15 protein-coding genes are annotated in these 21,053 nt (G+C 45.0%); 2 read left to right on the top strand and 13 right to left on the bottom strand.

The window, feature by feature from the left end; translation table 11 throughout:
• Window positions 1–11: 11 nt before the first annotated feature.
• From NM96_04385 to tssK, 11 genes are all read right to left on the bottom strand, one after another.
• Window positions 12–1,679, bottom strand: coding sequence for a hypothetical protein (locus NM96_04385; protein AVR78682.1), 1,668 nt, complete (start codon window positions 1,677–1,679; stop codon window positions 12–14).
• Window positions 1,676–4,351, bottom strand: coding sequence for a type VI secretion system tip protein VgrG (locus tag NM96_04380; GenBank protein AVR78681.1), 2,676 nt, complete (start codon window positions 4,349–4,351; stop codon window positions 1,676–1,678). Before NM96_04380 ends, NM96_04385 begins: the two co-directional genes overlap by 4 nt.
• A 43-nt stretch (window positions 4,352–4,394) precedes the next feature.
• Window positions 4,395–4,814, bottom strand: a complete 420-nt coding sequence (locus NM96_04375) for a hypothetical protein (protein ID AVR78680.1) — start codon at window positions 4,812–4,814, stop codon at window positions 4,395–4,397.
• An 11-nt stretch (window positions 4,815–4,825) separates the two neighbouring features.
• Window positions 4,826–6,622, bottom strand: coding sequence for a LysM peptidoglycan-binding domain-containing protein (locus NM96_04370; protein AVR78679.1), 1,797 nt, complete (start codon window positions 6,620–6,622; stop codon window positions 4,826–4,828).
• A gap of 14 nt (window positions 6,623–6,636) precedes the next feature.
• Window positions 6,637–7,200 (bottom strand): hypothetical protein, encoded by a 564-nt coding sequence (locus NM96_04365; GenBank protein AVR78678.1) that lies wholly within the window; start codon window positions 7,198–7,200, stop codon window positions 6,637–6,639.
• Window positions 7,201–7,208: 8 nt separating this feature from the next.
• Entirely contained in the window at window positions 7,209–9,908 is a 2,700-nt protein-coding gene (locus NM96_04360; protein ID AVR78677.1) for a type VI secretion system tip protein VgrG, read from the bottom strand.
• 4 nt (window positions 9,909–9,912) lie between these two features.
• A complete protein-coding gene (gene clpV, locus NM96_04355; protein AVR78676.1) occupies window positions 9,913–12,732 on the bottom strand; it encodes a type VI secretion system ATPase TssH in 2,820 nt (939 codons plus the stop codon).
• A gap of 71 nt (window positions 12,733–12,803) precedes the next feature.
• On the bottom strand, window positions 12,804–13,292 hold the full coding sequence (locus tag NM96_04350) for a type VI secretion system tube protein Hcp (protein AVR78675.1): 489 nt from the start codon (window positions 13,290–13,292) through the stop codon (window positions 12,804–12,806).
• Between the two features lie 71 nt (window positions 13,293–13,363).
• Window positions 13,364–15,004, bottom strand: coding sequence for an OmpA family protein (locus NM96_04345; GenBank protein AVR78674.1), 1,641 nt, complete (start codon window positions 15,002–15,004; stop codon window positions 13,364–13,366).
• Between the two features lie 18 nt (window positions 15,005–15,022).
• Complete coding sequence (locus NM96_04340; GenBank protein ID AVR78673.1) at window positions 15,023–15,682, bottom strand: DotU family type IV/VI secretion system protein; 660 nt, start codon at window positions 15,680–15,682, stop codon at window positions 15,023–15,025.
• 1 nt (window position 15,683) lies between these two features.
• Window positions 15,684–17,030, bottom strand: coding sequence for a type VI secretion system baseplate subunit TssK (gene tssK / locus NM96_04335; GenBank protein AVR78672.1), 1,347 nt, complete (start codon window positions 17,028–17,030; stop codon window positions 15,684–15,686).
• A 168-nt stretch (window positions 17,031–17,198) separates the two neighbouring features.
• On the opposite strand from tssK, the gene tssB reads away from it, so the two are divergent.
• Both tssB and tssC read left to right on the top strand, forming a co-directional pair.
• Entirely contained in the window at window positions 17,199–17,696 is a 498-nt protein-coding gene (gene tssB / locus NM96_04330) for a type VI secretion system contractile sheath small subunit (protein ID AVR78671.1), read from the top strand.
• Between the two features lie 40 nt (window positions 17,697–17,736).
• Entirely contained in the window at window positions 17,737–19,266 is a 1,530-nt protein-coding gene (gene tssC / locus NM96_04325; protein ID AVR78670.1) for a type VI secretion system contractile sheath large subunit, read from the top strand.
• 72 nt (window positions 19,267–19,338) lie between these two features.
• Here tssC and NM96_04320 read toward each other — a convergent pair whose 3' ends face one another.
• A complete protein-coding gene (locus NM96_04320; GenBank protein AVR80266.1) occupies window positions 19,339–19,605 on the bottom strand; it encodes a PAAR domain-containing protein in 267 nt (88 codons plus the stop codon).
• A 52-nt stretch (window positions 19,606–19,657) separates the two neighbouring features.
• Window positions 19,658–20,719, bottom strand: coding sequence for a hypothetical protein (locus NM96_04315; GenBank protein ID AVR78669.1), 1,062 nt, complete (start codon window positions 20,717–20,719; stop codon window positions 19,658–19,660).
• Window positions 20,720–21,053: the final 334 nt, after the last annotated feature.

Here is a 21,053-nt window from a genome sequence, read left to right as displayed (position 1 = left end):
CAATTAATCAATTACGGTTTCTGTTTTTTCCTTCTGCCAACCTTGTTGGAAGATTCTGTTCTCTTTTCACCTATCCTCCTTTTTACCCATACCTCAATATCTTCATCCGTAAAAATACGACCAGGTTTGTGTTCAGTATGCTCCATCATGATACGGGGCAAGTACTGTCTTTTTTCGGGTTGTGCGACTGCTTCCACGATTTTGGCATATGCTTTAGTATGGGTGGCAATGTCATTAATACCAAAGAAGACGACTCGGCGGGAATAATCCGTTCTTACTTGAAGATTTAATCCCAAATTTCTTAATCTACTTTCACACCACGTATGGCTCATCTGCACCTGATGCTGATTATTCTGTGTTCGCCGCTCTGTTTTATCCCGACCATCAGTCAGCAATTTACCAAGCGGACGTGTAAGGGCGGTAGCGCTTGCCTTTGCTTCTAAAATACAGTACGGCTTACCGCCGATTTTGCCGTTGACCTTCCACAGGGAATCAATTCCTTTAGGGTTTGCCGAAGGTTGGTGAAGCTGGTAGAGCCTGCCGCCGAAATTCATTTTATAGCAGCTTCCCTCTGCCGTCCCTCCATGATCGTGCCGCGCTTTACCACCGACTTGTTCCAGCATCCAGTAGTCTGCCATATGTTCGCCAATAAGACCTGTGATTTTGTTACTTATCTGCTCTACAGCACCTTTAGTCTTCTGCACCGCTACAGCCCTCCTGCCGGAATTAGTAGCGGTATTTTGGACGAGCTTATCATCATTCTGCCCTTTGGTCATTTTGGGATGACGGTCGTGGCGAACATTGTCGTTTTTATATGGTTTCGAATTAGAAGTTTCTTTCGATTGCGTAGACGAGGTATTTTTCTCACTGTGTTTGCGTTTGTTACCCACTTGTTGATTGGCATTATGAACAGCATGAGGACGGCCGTTTTTATTATGGTTTGTATGGTTTGCCGCACCATTGACGGCAGCCATAACGAGATTGGCATGTTCACCCAAAAGGGTTTCCAAAAAATATCTAATGCTCTCTACGCCTTCTGTTATGGCTTTGGCTAATATTTGTTTTAGTTTTTGTGCAGGAGCAATTTGTTCCCGCGCCATTTTAATCAGCCAGGCAGGAAAGTTAAATTGGGTATGCGTCCATTTCCAGTCAGCAACGGGTTTAAAGTTTATATGTCCTCGCGATATGATTTGTAACATTTCAATATAGGCAGTCAGGCGGATATTACATTCTGTAATGGCAATGTTCGCCCATTGTGTCCATTGTGCCGTGTTTCTGACATAGGAACGTATTTTGCTTATGACTGCCCCTTGTTTTCCCTTTAATGCGTTTTCTAGCATTCTAATGCCATTTTGTACGCCTTTGTTACCCTTGCTTTGTTTCCAGATTGGTTTGAGCACTCCTTTAAATACACTACCTAATTCGGGTATCCAACCAAAGGCAGTAAATGCCAAATCAGCATAATCATCTTGGCTCAACTGCCAGTTCTTTTGGTTAAAGCGAACAATTAAGGCAATGGTATCTTGTGCATCCAAAACCTGATCTACGCCTGGAATAACTCCAATAAGACCCCTCAATAAAATAGCAATGGAGCTTTGTTGTTTATTATCCTGAAACTCACCTAAAATTAGCGTCTTTAAAAAATCAATCATATCTTGAGATGAAGGTATAGCCATCATTCTTTTCCTTTATTATTTTCTTGCAACCAAAACAACTGTATTTCCTCTTCTGTATAACGGGATTCAACCCGTTTTTCTTCAGGTTCTTTATAAATCCATTCTCTCGGGTCCTCACCAAATAAAACGTGGAATCTACCTTCGGGAGCATCTTCGATGTGGGCGTATCCGTTTTCATCCAATATTCCAGAAATAATTGTTCCATCTTCAAAGTAAGCTTCAAATGGAGCATTAACTACGGGCATCAAGTCATCGTAGTGGTAATACACATCCACCCCCTTATTTTTGATGAAACGGGGAAGAGGATGCCGAAGCATTTCCGCCCCCGTCACCTCCAACGGCGCCCTCACCCTTACCACCTTCGGACTCCCGATCTCAATTTCCCCGTTACTCAGCTTGATATAAGCCCCTTTGCAGGTGATCAGAATCTCTTCCTTAGCCGCAATAGTGATCTTCCCCGCGCTACTGGTTAACATTGCGTCTTTCAGCGCGTTCAGCTGCAACTCGTCATTCTGTGCCTGTACAGTGACTGCCCCCTGATTGGCCTGCATCTTGATACCGCTGCTTTGGGCAAACAGGTTGAGGCTCTCGGCCGCATGGGCGGTCAGGCTTTGGCCGGCGGTGATGTCGGTATGGTTGCCGCTGACGAGGTGAATGTTTTCATTGGCGGTATGCAGTTGGCTTTGTTGGGTTGCGGTGGCGATGCCGGCAGGGGCGGTTTGGATCAAACCGGCCTCTTTCAGGTCTTTGAGGGCGTCTTTCAGACGACCCCTTTGGGTTTCTTCATCGGTGTGGTGGTTGTTGGCGGTTTGGGCGGCTTTGTTCAGGCTTTTGGCCAGGGAGAGCGCCTGTTCGATCTGTGCAATGGCATCGTCCATATCCAGCACTTTGCCGTTGGCGTCTTGGTTTTGTGCGCTGACGAGTATGCCTTTGCCCGCCCGTACGGCACCCCAGCCGTCGGTTCTGAGTTCGAAGCCTTCGCCGTTTTCCCCGCGTTTGTTGCGGTTTGAGTCGACGATATGGCCGAGGTTGAGTTGGGATTTTTGGTAGTCGGTGGCGAGTTTGATGTGCTCCTGACCTTTTTGGTCTTCCATCCTGAGTTTGTTGTTCGCCCAGGTACGGATGACGTTCCTTGTGTTCCAATCGGCAGGAATGTGGTCGGGATGGGCGCTGTCGTGCATGACGCCGGAGATATACGGACGGTCGGGATTACCCTGTACGAAGGACAGCATCACTTCGGTGCCTTCGTGTAATGGGAAGTGGATGCCGTATTCGGGACCGGCATACGGTTTGGCCAGTCGGACGGGACGGCTTTCGCCGCCGGGACTCCATTCGTCCAAGTCAAACGGTAATTTGACGCGGTAGCGTCCCATGTCGTCGATGTAGGCGTAGGTGCAGTTCTCTGCTGCGGTTACCCGTGCGGGCAGTGTGCCGGCGATATGGGGGCGCGGGGTGGTACGTTCGGGACGGAAGGCGAGTTGGGCGGGAACGGCGGTAAAGGTGTGGCTGTAAGCGGTATCGCGGCTGCCGCTGTGTTCCATGCCGAGTACCAGCCAGCCGTCGGGGGCTTCGGGGAAGGCGGTATCGGTTTGGAATACTTTCATCGGTGCCATGGAGACGACGTTGCCGCTGCCGTTGGCGACGGTTTGGCGGCAGAGGACGGCTTCGTTCAGCAGGATCGTCTGAACTTTGGCTTCGTCGGGGGTTTTGGGATGAAGGCCCCAGTTTTGCTGTTTGCCCAATAAGACAGTATTGTCGGCAGATTCTTCGGATTGTTTGTTGTCGGTTTCGGCGAAGAGGTCGGTATCGGCAGTGCGGTAGTTGTAGTCGGCACTGCGTATGCCTTCGACGATGGGGTTGTGGCGGATGCTTAAGTTGAACAGCGCTTCGGTACCGACGCTTTCCAGCCCGGCATGGGGTCGGTAGGAAACGGGCAGGCTTGGGTCGCGGAAGTAGTGTTCGGGACTGTCGCCGAAGACGACCACGTCGCCATGTTGTTCATGCTGTTCGAAGGCATACCAAATGCCTTCTTCCTCACACAGACGGTTGATAAAGGCAAAGTCGCTTTCGAGATACTGGGTCACATACTCGCGGACGGTGTAGCTGCGGCTTTTTTGGAAACGGTAGTCGACACCGGAGAAGCCGTGATGCTTAAAGACGGCGGCAACGATGTCGGGGACGGTTTGATTTTGAAACAGTCGGGAGGATTGGAAATGTTTTAAAGCCGCGAAACGCGGCTCTAAAACAAAGCGGTAAACGGTTTCATCCTTGGAGACGGACAGCTTCTCACACGAAGTCACGATGCCCTGCCATTGTTTCGCCGGAGATTCGTCCGAAGCAGACCCAAATGCACTGACTACTTCGGACAATACGGCCTCCTGCGGACGGATTTCAAATGCAGCGCGCTGATTGAGGTAGGAAGACAGCGGCAGGAAGGAATCGGTGGAAGTGGCGGTGATTTCAACGTGGTAGGCGGTGTTGGCGGCTTCGGAGGCGGTGAAGGATTTAACGGAGAGGGACGGGGAGAATCGGGAGAAGGTGAGGTGGTAGGATTGGCGGGCAGTCATGGCGGGTATTTCCAAGATGACGATGGGGTGGGTATGGTAGTTTGAACGGGGGTGGGTGGTCAAGCGGAGGGGATTGGTGGTGGAGAGGCCGTCTGAAAGGAATTTCATCAGACGGCATCACTATAAAACTACTTATAGATTATAAAGACAATTAATTGTTACAATTTTTAATAATAATTGATTTAGGTATCCTCTTTATTAAATTAGTAAAATCATTTCTAACCTCAGTATGATTAATATTTAATTCTTTCTTATTAATTAGTATATATATATTTCTTTCATCTTTAGAAATATAACCATCCTTAAACCTAAACTCTTTATGCATACCTGAACTTAACTTATTTCCCTTTTTAAAATTATACACATACAAAGACTTACCTGTCTCCCCATAGTAAGTTGAAGTAATAAAACAATGATTTAATCTATCTTTAAATAGTTTTAGCTCCCCTCCCTCTAAACTTGACTCTTCATCATCAAGTTCAGAAGTAAAAATTAAATTTACTCCGTATGCATTTTGACATAATAAGACAAAGAATGTAAATATTGCTAGCATTATATTTAATGATTTCATAACAACTCCATCTAAATATCATATTTAACAGCTAAAGGATCGCCACCAGCAGCTTTTACAGCTGCTCTTAGTTGAGCCATATTTTTACCAACCTTCAATTCGAAATGAGGATAATCCTTAAATTTTCTCCAATTTCCTCCCCATGCTAACCCCTCTTCAATTCCTACATGTGCAATTAATTTCAGTAATCTAATATTCTCTGCATCATCTTCCTTTTTCATGTGGAGCCTGCCATCCTGCCAAATTGGAAACACATCTATTGCGAGTCCAAAATTATGATTACTTTGCCCTCCTTTTGCTTTTGTTACTATTGATCCAGGCATTGTTCTCCCTTTGGCATACAATTCATCCTGTTCTCTGTATGTCCTATATCCCTGCACAATTCTTAATTTAATTTGATGTTGTTCATACACTTTTTGAATAAACCTTCTTACTTTGTCTTGAAATTGAGGATGAAGTTTATTAATTTTTGTTTCATTTTGATCATGTATCCCTCTATTCTCCTTAACCACTGTAACAGGCTTCCCATCCACAGAATTTACCCGCTTTACCTCCCTTCTCTGCCTTAATTGGGGAGATGTATGTTTTGCACCGTTATCTTCCTTTGGTCGACTAGCTGTTTCTGTGTCAGAGGAAGGACTCATCTGCACTTTTCTTGCAGATGATTGGTTACCTGATTCTTGTGCCTTAGGTTTTTCTATTTGTACCTCCCTATTTCCTGTTTGCGTATTTGCTCCCGTATTAACGGTAGGTTTTGTTTGTACTTTCTCGGCAGGTGGCTGCGTGTTTGTTCCCCGTGGCTTAGTAGGTCGATCTATTTTCACTTCCCCGTTTTCTTTTCTCGCGACAGGTCTACCTGTTTTTGCAGGAAGCCGAATTTTTTGTCCGATATAGATTTTATTGGGATCTGCAATTTTTGGGTTTGCATGAAGCAATGCTTCTACGGTTGTTCCTAACTTTTGGGCAATCTTTGTCAAAGTCTCCCCTTTTTTGACCTTGTGATACATTCCTGCATAGTTTCCGGGTTTCCCATTCGGTTTCAATATAACTCTTTGTTTGAGATACGGGCTGATAAGTTTCGTAATAATTTCCGTTACCGAAATCATCCCTTCTATATTCGCCTTTGGCATATGCTTATCTGCATTGGGATTGATTTTAACCTTTACATCTTTTCCTGCATGTTGATATGGAATCTCTTTGGTTTTACCTTCTTGGTCAGTTTGTCCTTGGATAATGACCTTTTCTTGACCTTGTTTTTCGTGTGTAATTTCATATGGAACATTAGGAATAGCTTCTCCATCAAGATTAACTATTTGTAATCTTTTTGATTTGTCCGCATTTTTGTATCTGTACCATTTGAAATCATCATTTTCAGTACCTGCAATTTTAACTTCTTCCAAAAGATTAAAGTTCCATGCCGGTGTTGGCTTATACGAATGGAGCTTACTTCGACTCAAAGAAGACTGCGCCCTCGGGCTATAATACAATACGACCTTTCCCGTAGGATCTTTTATCATTCCATCATATATAGGTCGGACAGCGGCAATAATCCGTAAAACTAATGGCGATGGTTTCCCAGCTGATAGAGAATTATAGGCACTTAAGAATGGTTGATTTTTTTGTGTTGCCGCATCAAAACCCGTTTTTAATATTACATCATTAATTGTCTGATACCTCCTCCATTCTTTATATTTAAAACGATTCATTATTACATGAGCAATTGCTTTCCAAGAAGCACTACTACTATTGCCAGCTTCGCCAGCAATCGTAGAAACAAACAGGATAAATTCCTTAGAATATTGTGACATTACCAATCTCCGAATTATTTCGCACAAGGATTATCAATGACCATATCGACTGATTCATAAACATGATTTAAATAACTCATAGCTACTTTTTTTTGTTTAAACTTTCCCTGAACTATTGATTGTAAAGATACAACATCCTTTGCAAAATTAAATTGCTTACTATGTTTTAAAATAATCTTTAGTGGTTTTAGCTGGAAAAATTTATAAAAATAAATACCTGCATCATCCGCAGCCATGATACATTTCGTATGAGCGTCTATAGTAATAACTCCTGATACTGTTTGAGGCTTATGGACTCCATCAACCAAAACTAAATATGAATTATACGAGCCTAGATTAATATTCAATGCAAAAATATCCTCAATCCATTTGTATGTCGCTTTGTCTTTTGGGATGTCTCCAATAATTGCCTTCTCATTAAGATAGAAAGCACATTCATTTGTTTTTTTATTACACTCCCTAGTTATTTTTAATGTATTATTTGGGGAAACAAAGGTTTTCTGGCTGGCAAGACTTACTGCATTCGCAGTTAGTAATATGTAAATTAAGAATAATTTTTTAAGTTTAAGCTGTAACATTTTGCCATTTATTCCTTATCTAAATTATCAAAATCATCACTGCATAAGTAATCATCTTGTTCTATGTAAGTTTCATCCTCAGATAAAACCCAATCTCCTCCTCCTACAAAAAAATTGGCATATTCTTCTGTGGCTGAAGTGATTCGTCCGGTTCTTCCATATTCATCAAGGTTTCCTTCAAATTCCTCCCCACTTTCAGTAAGTGCAAAATATTTTAGAGATGTTAAATCCCCAAATCCTTCAAAACTTTCAGCAAAATCCAATCTATTGCTGTAACGCTTAATTGCGCCAACTTGAGTGAATTTGAAGTTGGTGCTATTCGCCCCACTCACCACCAACGGCGCCCTCACCCTTACCACCTTCGGACTTCCAATCTCAACCTCCCCGTTGCTCAACTTGATATACGCCCCCTTGCAGGTAATCAAAATCTCTTCCTTTGCCGCAATGGTGACTTTCCCTACGCTGCTGGTTAGCGTTGCGTCCTTTAAGGCATTCAGCTGCAATTCGTCATTCTGTGCCTGCACTTCCACTTTGCCCTGGTTGGCCTGTACTTTGATTCCTTGGCTTTGCGCAAACAGGTTGAGGCTTTCTACTGCATGGGCGGTCAGGCTTTGGCCGGCGGTGATGTCGGTATGGTTGCCGCTGACGAGGTGAATGTTTTCATTGGCGGTATGCAGTTGGCTTTGTTGGGTTGCGGTGGCGATGCCGGCAGGGGCGGTTTGGATCAAACCGGCCTCTTTCAGGTCTTTGAGGGCGTCTTTCAGACGACCCCTTTGGGTTTCTTCATCGGTGTGGTGGTTGTTGGCGGTTTGGGCGGCTTTGTTCAGGCTTTTAGCCAGGGAGAGCGCCTGTTCGATCTGTGCAATGGCATCGTCCATATCCAGCACTTTGCCGTTGGCGTCTTGGTTTTGTGCGCTGACGAGTATGCCTTTGCCCGCCCGTACGGCACCCCAGCCGTCGGTTCTGAGTTCGAAGCCTTCGCCGTTTTCCCCGCGTTTGTTGCGGTTTGAGTCGACGATATGGCCGAGGTTGAGTTGGGATTTTTGGTAGTCGGTGGCGAGTTTGATGTGCTCCTGACCTTTTTGGTCTTCCATCCTGAGTTTGTTGTTCGCCCAGGTACGGATGACGTTCCTTGTGTTCCAATCGGCAGGAATGTGGTCGGGATGGGCGCTGTCGTGCATGACGCCGGAGATATACGGACGGTCGGGATTACCCTGTACGAAGGACAGCATCACTTCGGTGCCTTCGTGTAATGGGAAGTGGATGCCGTATTCGGGACCGGCATAGGGTTTGGCGAGTCGGACGGGACGGCTTTCTCCGCCGGGACTCCATTCGTCCAAATCAAACGGCAGTTTGACGCGGTAGCGCCCCATATCGTCGATGTAGGCGTAGGTGCAGTTCTCCGCCGCGGTTACCCGTGCGGGCAGTGTGCCGGCGATGTGGGGGCGCGGGGTGGTGCGTTCGGGACGGAAGGCGAGTTGGGCGGGTATGGCGGTAAAGGTATGGCTGTAGGCGGTATCGCGGCTGCCGCTGTGTTCCATGCCGAGTACCAGCCAGCCGTCGGGTGCTTCGGGGAAGGCGGTATCGGTTTGGAACACTTTCATCGGCGCCATGGAAACGACGTTGCCGCTGCCGTTGGCGACGGTTTGGCGGCAGAGGACGGCTTCGTTCAACAGGGTCGTCTGAACTTCGGCCTCGTTGGGGGTTTTGGGATGAAGGCCCCAGTGTTGTTGTTTGCCCAATAAGACGGTGTTGTCGGCCGATTCTTCGGATTGTTTGTTGTCGGTTTCGGCAAAGAGGTCGGTATCGGCGGTGCGGTAGTTGTAGTCGGCACTGCGTATGCCTTCGACGATGGGGTTGTGGCGGATGCTGAGGTTGAAGAGTGCTTCTGTACCGACGCTTTCCAGCCCGGCATGGGGGCGGTAGGAAACGGGCAGGCTTTGGTCGCGGAAGTAGTGTTCGGGACTGTCGCCGAAGACGACCACGTCGCCATGTTGTTCATGCTGTTCGAAGGCATACCAAATGCCCTCTTCTTCACACAGACGGTTGATAAAGGCGAAGTCGCTTTCGAGATACTGGGTTACATACTCGCGTACACTATAGTTGCGGCTTTTTTGGAAACGGTAGTCGACACCGGAGAAGCCGTGGTGTTTGAAGACGGCGGCAACGATGTCGGGGACGGTTTGGTTTTGAAACAGTCGGGAGGATTGGAAATGTTTTAGAGCCGCGAAGCGCGGCTCTAAAACAAAGCGGTAAACGGTTTCATCCTTGGATACGGACAGCTTCTCGCATGAAGTGATAATGCCCTGCCATTGCTTCGCCGGAGATTCGTCCGAACCGGCTGAAAAAGCGGCGGCGACTTCGGACAATACGGCCTCCTGCGGACGGATTTCAAATGCTGCGCGCTGGTTGAGGTAGGAAGACAGCGGCAGGAAGGAATCGGTGGAAGTGGCGGTGATTTCAACGTGGTAGGCGGTGTTGGCGGCTTCGGAGGCGGTGAAGGATTTAACGGAGAGGGACGGGGAGAATCGGGAGAAGGTGAGGTGGTAGGATTGGCGGGCAGTCATGGCGGGTATTTCCAAGATGACGATGGGGTGGGTATGGTAGTTTGAACGGGGGTGGGTGGTCAAGCGGAGGGGATTGGTGGTGGAAGGCGGTCTGAAAGGTAACCAAACTTGTTGGCTCTCTTTCAGACGGTTTTTAAACATAGCCTTATTCAAATAAGACGTCTATGCCTTCTTCTCCAACCTCCAAGCTCGCACGCTCCGGCATATGGCCTGCCGTCTGCTGCCATTGCAAAAAGCTTTGCGCGATGGCAGGCATGACTTGGCGGTTGAGCAAATGGTCGATATTGCGTGCGCCGCTGTCGCCGGTAGTGCAAGAATCAGCCAGAAGCGCTGCAAAATCTTCGCTGTAACTGAGGCGTGTTTGATGGGCTTCGTACAGTCGGTCAGCAATTTTGTCCAGCTTCAGTCTGACGATTTGAGCCAATGCCTCTTTTTCCAACGGACGATAAGGAACAACCTGCATACGCGCCAACAGAGCGGCTTGGAAATGGTCTGTCAGTATCGGACGAATCGCTTCTGCCAACTCTTCCAGACTAAATTCAGGCGTTTCATCGGTTTCAACAGGTTCGTCTGAAACGCAGGCGTTTTCAGACGAGCTATCCGGCATTTGTGCAGAAAGTTCGACTTCAGTGTCCACAATCTGCTCTTGCGCGTTTTGCTCTTTACCCTCTTCTGCAACAGCTTCTTCTGTTTCTTCAGGCTCTTGTGGTGTCAGCAATTGGGTCAATTCGTTCGCACCCAAGTTTGAAGTCATCAGGATAACGGTATTTTTAAAATCGATTTCCCGACCTTCGCCGTCACGCATCATGCCTTTGTCGAAGACTTGGTAGAAGAGATTGAGAATGTCTTTATGAGCTTTCTCAACTTCATCCAATAATACGACGCTGTAAGGTTTCTGACGTACTGCTTCGGTCAAAACACCGCCTTCGCCATAACCGACATAACCCGGAGGAGAACCTTTAAGTTGGGAAACGGTATGCGCTTCGCGGTATTCGGACAGGTTGATGGTAATCAGCGATTTTTCGCCGCCGAACAGCGCATCTGCCAAAGCCAGCGCCGTTTCTGTTTTACCTACGCCGGACGGACCGCTCAACAGGAATACGCCCAATGGGGAATCGTTGGTTTTCAAACCTGCTTTAGCGGCTCTCAAACTTTGCGCGATAGCATGAATGGCTTCACTTTGCCCAACCACGCGTTTCTCAAGCAGGCTTTCCAGTTGCAGCAGGTTTGCCAGTTCGTCTTTGAGGACGCTGCCTGCGGGGACGCCCGTCCAATCGGCAATAATATCGGCGATTACGGTCTCATCAACACTGGTGAAAATCAACGGTTTACCGGCGACAACGGCATCAAGCTGTTGCTGTTTCTCGGTCAGACTGTGTTGCGCGGCTTGTCGCTCTTCAGAAGTCAATTCTGTATTTTTGGCAGCTTCCATCAAGGATTGGATTTCATCCGCCAATTGTTTTTCTTCCTGATATCGGCGGTTCATTTCTTCGCGCTCTTCATTCAATTGGGCAATCTCTTGCTCAACTTGTCGAATGTTATCTTGCTGCGAAGCATTCAGACGACCTAATTGCTTGTCGGCATCCAATGCCTCCAGCTCGCGTTGCAGTGAAGAAATTTGGGCATCCATCAAACCGAAAATATGAGGCACGGTATCCAAACTCATGCGGACGCGTGCGGCTGCCGTATCCAACAAATCTACGGCTTTATCCGGCAGTTGGCGGCCGGTAATATATTTTCGGGAAAGTTGTACGGCTGCGATGACGGCGGAGTCCTGAATATGGACTTTATGGTAAGCGGCATAACGTTGCTTCAAACCGCGGAGCATGGTGAACGCAGCCTCATCATCGGGTTCGTCAACTTTGACCATTTGGAAACGGCGTTCCAACGCGGCGTCTTTTTCAAAGTATTGTTTGTATTCGCTCCAGGTTGTCGCTGCGATGGTACGCAATTCACCCCGCGCCAAAGCCGGTTTTAAGAGGTTGGCTGCATCCGCGCCGCCTGCACTGTTTCCGGCACCGATTAACGTATGCGCTTCGTCGATGAATAATAAAACGGGTTCTTCAGAATTCTGAACAGCCTCGATAACATTGCGCAGGCGTTGTTCAAATTCGCCCTTCACCCCCGCACCCGCTTGCAGAAGACCTAAGTCCAACACCAATACTTGGGTGTTTTCCAATATCTTAGGCACCTCGCCTGAAGCGATTTTCAATGCCAGACCTTCTACCAATGCAGTTTTACCGACACCCGGTTCGCCAACCAGAATCGGGTTGTTCTTACGGCGACGCGACAGAATATCCATCATTTGACGGATTTCGGTTTCGCGTCCAAATACAGGGTCAATACCGCCCTGAGCGGCTTTTTCAGTCAAATTGACGGTAAAACGTGCAAGCGCATCGTTTTGTCCTGCTGTAGCGGTTTGTTGGGGTTTAGATTCCGCTGAAACTGTATGCTGACCTTCTTCTGAAGCCGGCTGCGCAAATGTATTATTCTCACCTTCGATAGAAACTTCGTCCAACCAAGTTTTCAGACGACCTATCTGTGTTTCAGTCAGGCTTAATAAGGGCCATGCTTCCTGCGTCATCAGACGGTAAGGAGATTTCAGCAATGCCTGATATAGGAAAGCCGAACGGATTTCAGATGCACCTTCGTCACTTGCCAACAACCATGCATCCGACAATAAACTAATCAATGATTTAGACAAAGAAGGATTACCACGAACATTGCGTGGAAGTTTGTCCATCGTACTCAACAAAGGATTCCAAATATTTTCTAAATCAATTTCGTAACGCCTCAATAAGGCATTAACGTCTCCATCCCCTAGTTCGAGCAATTTGATAAATAAATGGTCAACCGTAATTTCGGCATGACCTCGTGTTTGACATAAGCCGGCTGCAGCTTCCATCGCCTGCTGACAATGCGTGTTCAGACGACGTAATAATAATGCTTGATCATGTGCAGACATTTGATATCCCTGATGTAAAAATGTGTTATAAAAAAGTGCTACCTTTATCAGGCAGCACTTTATGTGGATTATTAAGCGCGGCTTTCGTTCCAGCTGTCGGAATGAATGATGTTTCCGTCTTTATAAGTCCAAGTGATTTTTTCGTAACGCAATTCAACGCGTTCCAAGTGATTGTAACGTTCGCGAGCAGGATCTTTGATGTTGTGCATTACAGGACCTACTGCTACAACTTTAACGTTGTCCAGTTTGGTATTGAAATACTCTTTCTCTTGACCTGAAGCGTCAATTTGGTACCACTTGATCTCTACTTCTTTCAAAGTTTGACCAGTTGTTACTGCTTTGTACAGGTATGGTGAAGAAGCATCGTATTCTTTGAACAATACGATAGGTTCGTGAACGCGAGTACCTGTCAATTTGCCGGTATTGGCATCCGTAGGAATACGGACATTGTGCAGAAACTCAACGATTTCAACGCTGTCTTCGCGACCATTGACGTCAACAGAACCTTTAATAACGGAACCGCCGTCGTCTTTCAACCACATATAAGCAGGAATTGCCATATTTTTACTCCTTAGTTTTATTGAAAACGCCTTAAGTTTTGAGGTTTAAAGCAACTTGTGCTGCATTAGAGTTACTGTTTTACAGCCGGAATCAGTATGATCTCAACCCTACGGTTTTTAGCCTTACCTTCTTCCGTCTGATTATCTGCAATAGGTTTGGTATCACCCAATCCTTTAACCTCAAACCGACTCTCCGGAACATTAGAAGAGATAACCAACCAATCTTTAACTGATTGAGCACGTTTTTCTGATAACTGTTGATTGGAAACAGGATTTCCAACATTATCAGTATATCCTTCAACTAAAATGCGTGTATCAGGATGTGACTCAATTGCTTTTAATGCACCAATCAATGCTTTATTGGCATTATTTTTTAGTTCAAACTGACCTGTTTCAAACAAAGCCAAGCTGTCTAAAGTAATAACTACTGGTTTCACAAGTTCTGGTTTTATCGGTTTTGGAGGTGGAGGATCTTTTGGCATTAAGGCTTTTAACTTTGGAATATATAAATCCGCACGATATAACCCTAATCCTAAATGTACCGGCACACCCTCATTACGGTATTTCTCAAGCAATTGCAAATCCTGCTTTAGCAATACCAAATGTTGTTGCCGCTCATTTGAATTTGCCTCAGACCTAACATTTTCTATATGCCGGCTGATTTGTTCTATTAAACGGCTATTGTTTTTCATAGAGAAAAACGAAGCAGATAAAAAACCTAATGCGCAAACGGATAATACTTTAAAAAGTATATCAATAGCATGATTTTTATGATAAACGGTATATTTATCTGACAATTCGGTATGAATATATTGAAATTGATTACCTTGATAACTATTAAAAGAATGGATTAACCCTTGTGTATTCTTAGATATGTAAGTTGCCCATACTGATTTGGCTTGGCAGTCTCCATCGTCAACTACGCTTAAGCTGCGTACATCGACATATTCCCACCCCCCGTCTGTACGATTCAACAATTGCTCTTCGACGCAATTGAGTGCTTCGATCAGCCAGATATATTGACAGCCGTTTGATTGTTTATTTTGCTGTAAAAACTCAATAGACAGACTTTCTTTAAAATCATTAAAAAACTGCTTAATACTTAATACATTCCATCTGCCTTGAGTTTTTAAGGCAAAAAATAGCTCTCTTTTATCTGAAGACTCTTTGAAAAGAAAGGGAGCACGGATAACAAAACTCACAGGTATAGATATACCCATCTTTTTCTGCAAAAACAATATATTGCGCAACCACCCACGCATAACCATAGACACATCGGAATTTATGGCGGGAGATAACACCAGCTCTATGCTGAGTGAGATTTGTTTACGGGCTATATTCTGAAGCAGATTCCAAACTACAGTGTATAAATGTTCTGGATTAAAAATATTTATATATACTGCGTCATCATATCTATCGACTAAATTTGACATCTTCACTGCAGAATCAGGCATACGCAAAACGTAGCGCTCGGTAAATCCCGTATTATTTAATTCTGTCGCGATTTGCTGCCAAACTTCTGAACCGATACTGATGTTTTCCTTGTTCTTACGCTGTCTGATTAACCAAACACACAAGATAGCAACAATTGACAAAGCTAGAATACCGCCTTTCAGCATCCAACTAGCTTGCCAATATATTGCCAATACATAAAACAGTATAAGCTCAACTACTATAAATATAATGAAAGACGAGAGCTTTTGATAAGTCATTATGAAATTACTCTAAATTTATAATGCTTGAGTTTGTTCAGCCAAAGTATCTAGATAGTATCCAAATGCAAAATAAGCTACTACTGCAATAACAGAACAACAGATAAATACCCATATCGGACTAATCGTAAACAAACTCTTAAGAGGCATGCTTTTACGATCAACATAGAATATTTGTCCATCTTGAGTTACCGCATTGCTAGACAATCCAGAAACCATTTTTTTCAAGCTATTTTGTGAATTTTGGAGAGCCATTTCATCTAAAATATAACGTCCCTTGAAGCCTAAATTGATTACACTCAAATATGCCTCAGCGATCAAAGAATTGGCACTTCCTGTTTTGCATAGCTTTTCAATTTTGTCGCACAACACATCGCCTGCATTGTATGATTGGAAGAAATGTACTTGCATGGGATTCATTTCCCATACTTCCCTATCACTTCCTTGCAGATTCTGCAGTGCAACCTCATCCAAAAGCGCACACTGCGCATAAGAAATCTCTTCAATCTCTTCTGCACTACGCCCAGAGCTTGCTAAATTCTTTCTTAAGTTTTCTACCAAAGTTTTGCAATACTCATACCATGTTGAGGCATGCTCGGGACTAAAACCTGCCGATAATGCGGATACAGTCAAAGCAGTATCTCTTAATTCACTTCGAATCAATGGATTATGGTTCATACTAAATACTCACTACTGCAAATAAGCTTAAATGTAAATTAGGTATAGATGTTGGAACATAAATACTACATACCTGCGATTGCATCATTCTTGAAAATGCCACATGCCGTTTGTCTAATCTAAAGTAAACATTATCCATTCGGAACGGCAAACCAGGAGGAGTTTGATTCAATAACTGCAAAGGCACTCCCATTACTGCCGTATTGATAACGCGTTCGACGTCTTCAGGTGCCCCAATTTTGCTGACCAATGGTAATTGCTTCTGCAATTCAGCAAAAACAACGGAATCAGAATGTGCCGAGATATAAAACTCCGCATTATCATCAATCCTGCTGTCAAATATCTGAGCACGCCAGTGTGTAGATTTTGTATGTTCTAACGACAATTCGATGACAGGCGATGGAATTACTTCATCCAACAGACTGCGAATTTTCAACTCCAAACGGTTGAAGGTTCCAAACAAATCAAAGTGATCGTATGGCTCCATCTCATTAACTGATTCACTAACTCTGAATGTGTACAACATACCAAGTAAACGAACCAAGAGCTTATAAAGCTCCTCTGGATGTTGCTGCGGATAATCATTCAAATGTTTCAATTCAGGATAAATCGTATTTAATCCGTGCAAGAACCAAAACAATGTCGAATCAGACACAGAAAAATCGACCGTATTTTCACTACGCGCCCGACGGCGGGCAGATAAGTTATCTATACGGGACAACACCAGCAAAGTGATTCTATTCAGACATGAAAGTAAAACTTCCGATCCTGTAATCGACAATAATGGAGGGATGTAGTCTTTAGACCAAATCAATGCCCCATTCTCGTTTTTTTCCACTACTCCGATGGGGCATGTAATGTAATCGTCATTATCCTCGAAATCAAAACGAATTTGTAAATTTAATTGCTCAACGGCAAGTTCTGCCTCCTCAGCGGAAAATAAATCCTCAACTTGCTCGAACTTTTTCACAAACCGTCTAGGGGTATTTCCAGCCCCGTTTTCATCCACCAAATTCGGTACATGCGCTTGATAAACAGGGAGAGCCAGCAACACTGTATTTCTTGCTCTCACAGGAAGGCTATTAATGTCACGAACTTCAACAGAGCCACTGCCCGACTGTAAATCGATCAAGGTTCCGTCCGGCAGACATGCCTGAAGTTCATTCAGTTTAATTTTTCCTAACTCAAGCGTCTGCTGATCGAACTCGCAACGAAAACATCCCCACTTGAATTCGCCCATCAATTTTATTACATTTGCATAAATGTAACTATTAAAAACGTTTTGTTGTTGGAAGTGCTGAGGAGAGAGCAAGACACCCTCTTCCCATAATGGTTTATGAAATTTCACTGTTTATACCTTTTAAATACCTTTTGTCAGATAAATTTTGAATGCAATAGACAACAGTATACCTAACACTTATACTATTTAGATAGAAATATATCCAAATTTAGTATTTATATTTCATCTTGAACAAAAGATCCCCCCTTCAACACATAACAGAGAATAGGATTAGCCGTGAGCAAAAGTTTCCAAAACGAAGTTCCACCTTCACGTATCAATATCAAACTAGACCTCCATACCGGAGGCGCACAGAAAAAAGTCGAGCTTCCGCTCAAGCTTTTAGTCACCGGTGATTACAGCAATGGTCAAGACAAACGCGACCTTGCCGAAAAAGAAAAAGTCAATATCAACAAAAACAACTTTGACTCCGTATTATCTGACTTCAACCCCAAAGCCAACCTGACTGTGAAAAACACCCTCTCCCCGGCCGGCGGCGAGATGAATATCAATTTGAATTTCAAATCTATGCGGGATTTCCACCCGGAACAAATTGCACAAAATGTTCCCGAGCTGCGCGCTTTATTGGCTATGCGCAACCTGCTCCGTGACTTGAAATCCAACCTGTTGGACGATTCGGCATTCCGTCGTGAACTGGAAACCATCTTGCGTGACGAAAATCTGTCTGCCGAACTGCGCGACCGCCTCGAAAAAATTGCACCTGTTAACAAATAAAACACAAGGTCGTCTGAAAACACCCGTAAGGATTTAAAATATGCAAAAACGCCAAGAAGCCCAAACAACCGTTATAGAACAAGAAAACACAGGCAGTGTTTATGAAGCGCTGTGCCAAAAAATCAACTTAAACGCTGTCGACTCCGTCATCGACATCGAACAGTTCCAAAGCGCCGAAAAAATGTCCGAAGCCTCTGCGGATGAACGTATCGCAGCAGCGGTCAGCGTATTTTTAAAGATGATTCAAGACTCATCTCAAAAAGTAGAACGCCTCGACAAAAGCCTGTTGGACTACCACATCGCACGCATTGACGAACAGCTCAGCCGCCAATTAGATGAAATCCTCCATAACGAAGAATTCCAAAAAATCGAATCTGCATGGCGCGGCTTGAAATTCTTGGTTGACCGTACAGACTTCCGTCACAACGTTAAAATCGAAATTCTCGACGTGTCCAAAGAAGACTTGATTCAAGACTTTGAAGATGCGCCTGAAATCGTCCAAAGCGGACTGTATCGCCACGCCTATAGCAATGAATACGACACCCCGGGCGGCGAACCTATCGGCGCAGTCATCTCCAACTATGAATTTGACCGCAGCCCGCAAGACATGGCTTTGCTGCGCAATATTTCACGCGTCTCCGCTTCTGCACACATGCCATTCATCGGCTCTGTCGGCCCATCTTTCTTCGGTAAGGAAAGTATGGAAGAAGTCGCCGGCATTCAGGATTTGGCGAACTATATGGACCGTGCCGAATACATCAAATGGAAAAGCTTCCGCGAAACCGATGATGCGCGCTATATCGGCCTGACCCTGCCACGCTTCCTTGCCCGTCTGCCTTACGGTAGCGATACAGTTCCTGTACGCAGCTTCAATTACGAAGAACAAGTTAAGGGTACCGAACACGATCGTTACTTATGGGCAAACGCATCCTTTGCCTTCGCTGCCAACATGGTTCGCAGCTTCATCAACAACGGCTGGTGCGTTCAAATCCGCGGACCTCAAGCCGGCGGTCTGATCGAAGACTTGCCTATCCATATGTATGATTTAGGTACCGGCAATCAAGTGAAAATCCCTACCGAAGTCCTGATTCCCGAAACCCGCGAATTTGAATTTGCCAATTTGGGCTTCGTACCGCTGTCTTTCTATAAAAACCGCGATTACGCCTGCTTCTTCTCGGCCAACTCAGCACAAAAACCTGCGCTCTACGAAACCAAAGAAGCAACGGCAAACAGCCGCATCAATGCCCGTTTGCCTTACGTTTTCCTGCTTTCCCGTCTGGCTCACTATCTCAAGCTGATCCAACGCGAAAACATCGGTACAACCAAAGACCGTCGCATGCTTGAACTGGAATTGAACACTTGGATCAATACATTAGTTACTGAAATGACAGACCCAAGCGACGAGTTGCAGGCAACGCATCCTCTGCGTGAGGCCAAAGTCTTGGTTGAAGATATCGAAGACAACCCCGGCTTCTTCAAAGTTCGTCTGTTTGCCCGTCCTCACTTCCAAATCGAAGGCTTGGATGTCAACTTATCTTTAGTTTCCCAAATGCCTAAAGAAAAAAAATAAGCCTATCAAGCTTAATATTTAACCATTTAGAGAAAACCAAGAGAGGGATATTTTCCCCTCTTGGTTTTTTACCTAATCGCTTCCAACACTTGGCATACTGCTAATTAAAGAACACCCGCAGGCGGTTTTACAGCCATCAACTGCAACCGACCTGCCTCCGAACAACATATACTGGCTACCTTCAATAATCGGATTCGTTCCATGTCCCGGAATCGGACAGCTGACCAAATCGCCGACCAAAGCTGCCGGTTTGCCTTCGACAACCATTTCGGAAGATGCTTGAATAACCATACCGCCATGCGTGGTGGCATCTCCTAATCTAATAATCCCTTTCATCATTTTCTCCAATATCATCTATTTTCATCAGAACCAAGCTGAAAAACATTTCTAGCTAATTTAACCCTACGGCTTGACTCAACCTGCCCAAGTAAAAACCGCTATCGGTTTCCCAACCAAACAACTGATGCTTCTGCGCCGTATTTTCAGCGGCCAAACCTAACAAGAACAATGAATTGCCGGATGCCATAGCACCCATGTACAAACCGGGCGTATGCAACAAAAATTTGTCTCTTTCGCTATGCAGTCTTCCTCCCGCATTCTGAATATCGTCTATATACTTTTGCGTATCTTCCCGGGAAGCCAGAAACCATATAGCATCAACCGCATCCCCGTTTAATCCGTAATTTGTATAGTGTTTTAATGCCTGAGATCGTTTACCCTCATCAAACGAGACTGGCCGTTGCAGCCACGCCCGAACCGGCAGTTTTGTCCTTCTTGCCAAATGAGGCGGGGAAAAAACCAGCCACGTCACAGTTTCGGTAAACTCCGCTTCGTCCACATCCCGATTCAGCCAAACCGATAAAACAGCATGAATACCTTCGGATTCGTTCTTATCAAACCACTCGTCTATCAACTCCTCCGGTTTCTGTAAAGGAAGTACTGACCAACCCGATTTTCCCATACCGACATCTTCCGCCATTTCTGCCAGTTTATTCTGCCAATATTCATATACATATTCATCCGATGCATGCAGATGAACCGTTATTTTTTCGGAATAATCCCTTAAAGCGAAGAGTTTTTCCGAAATATTTTTTTCCACTTCATCATCGGCAAAAGCTACAGTGTCTGATATATCGTCCTTTCGATTAAAAGAAACACAATCAAATCGGTAAGCATCCTTTTCCTGGCAAACCACATTCCGCAGGGAAATACCCTCCGGCAAGCCGACATATACATCCGTTAAAGCTACTTTTTTTGCGGCCCACTCAATCCATTTGTTATGTATTTTCTTTTTCTCCAACTCCCATGCTTCTTCTGCTGTGCCTTTATGTATCGATACAATAAACCGGTATATAAAAGCTGCCAGCCAAATCCCGGGGAAAAGCAGCGAATACCACACACCCCCTTTCAGCCAAAAAATCCATATCAATGAAATACAACAACATATTGCCAAGGCAATTATCCATACCGCCGTCCTGCCCCATGTCCTTTTTGCAGGTTGGACCAGAGTGTCGGGAATTTCAGGTATCATCCAATACATATTAAAACCAATAAACTAATTAGTTAGAGTCCAAACCCGGGCATCGTATTATCTTTTCCCCGATATGGCAAATCCACTTTCCAATATCATCGCCCCCCCAAAAAAAACCGAACTATGAATATCCGGCCGGGCAGCTGACAAAGCGATACAAAGGCCGTCTGAAAATACACTTTCAGACGGCCTTTTGCCATACAGCAATACCGATATCCGACCATATCTCTTTTCAGACGGCCTGCATGTAGAAACC

The sequence above is a fragment of the Neisseria mucosa genome (assembly GCA_003028315.1).
GTDB classification, from domain to species: domain Bacteria; phylum Pseudomonadota; class Gammaproteobacteria; order Burkholderiales; family Neisseriaceae; genus Neisseria; species Neisseria mucosa.
Note: the sequence above shows the minus strand (reverse complement) of the source record. Positions and strands in the feature narration are given on the sequence as shown.

Bases quoted from the DNA above. Each gene is read 5' to 3' on its own strand.
- NM96_04385 (AVR78682.1), bottom strand. From the start codon at position 1,679: ATGATGGCTATACCTTCATCTCAAGATATGATTGATTTTTTAAAGACG.
- NM96_04380 (AVR78681.1), bottom strand. From the start codon at position 4,351: ATGAAATTCCTTTCAGACGGCCTCTCCACCACCAATCCCCTCCGCTTG.
- NM96_04375 (AVR78680.1), bottom strand. From the start codon at position 4,814: ATGAAATCATTAAATATAATGCTAGCAATATTTACATTCTTTGTCTTA.
- NM96_04370 (AVR78679.1), bottom strand. From the start codon at position 6,622: ATGTCACAATATTCTAAGGAATTTATCCTGTTTGTTTCTACGATTGCT.
- NM96_04365 (AVR78678.1), bottom strand. From the start codon at position 7,200: ATGTTACAGCTTAAACTTAAAAAATTATTCTTAATTTACATATTACTA.
- NM96_04360 (AVR78677.1), bottom strand. From the start codon at position 9,908: ATGTTTAAAAACCGTCTGAAAGAGAGCCAACAAGTTTGGTTACCTTTC.
- clpV (AVR78676.1), bottom strand. From the start codon at position 12,732: ATGTCTGCACATGATCAAGCATTATTATTACGTCGTCTGAACACGCAT.
- NM96_04350 (AVR78675.1), bottom strand. From the start codon at position 13,292: ATGGCAATTCCTGCTTATATGTGGTTGAAAGACGACGGCGGTTCCGTT.
- NM96_04345 (AVR78674.1), bottom strand. From the start codon at position 15,004: ATGACTTATCAAAAGCTCTCGTCTTTCATTATATTTATAGTAGTTGAG.
- NM96_04340 (AVR78673.1), bottom strand. From the start codon at position 15,682: ATGAACCATAATCCATTGATTCGAAGTGAATTAAGAGATACTGCTTTG.
- tssC (AVR78670.1), top strand. From the start codon at position 17,737: ATGCAAAAACGCCAAGAAGCCCAAACAACCGTTATAGAACAAGAAAAC.
- NM96_04320 (AVR80266.1), bottom strand. From the start codon at position 19,605: ATGATGAAAGGGATTATTAGATTAGGAGATGCCACCACGCATGGCGGT.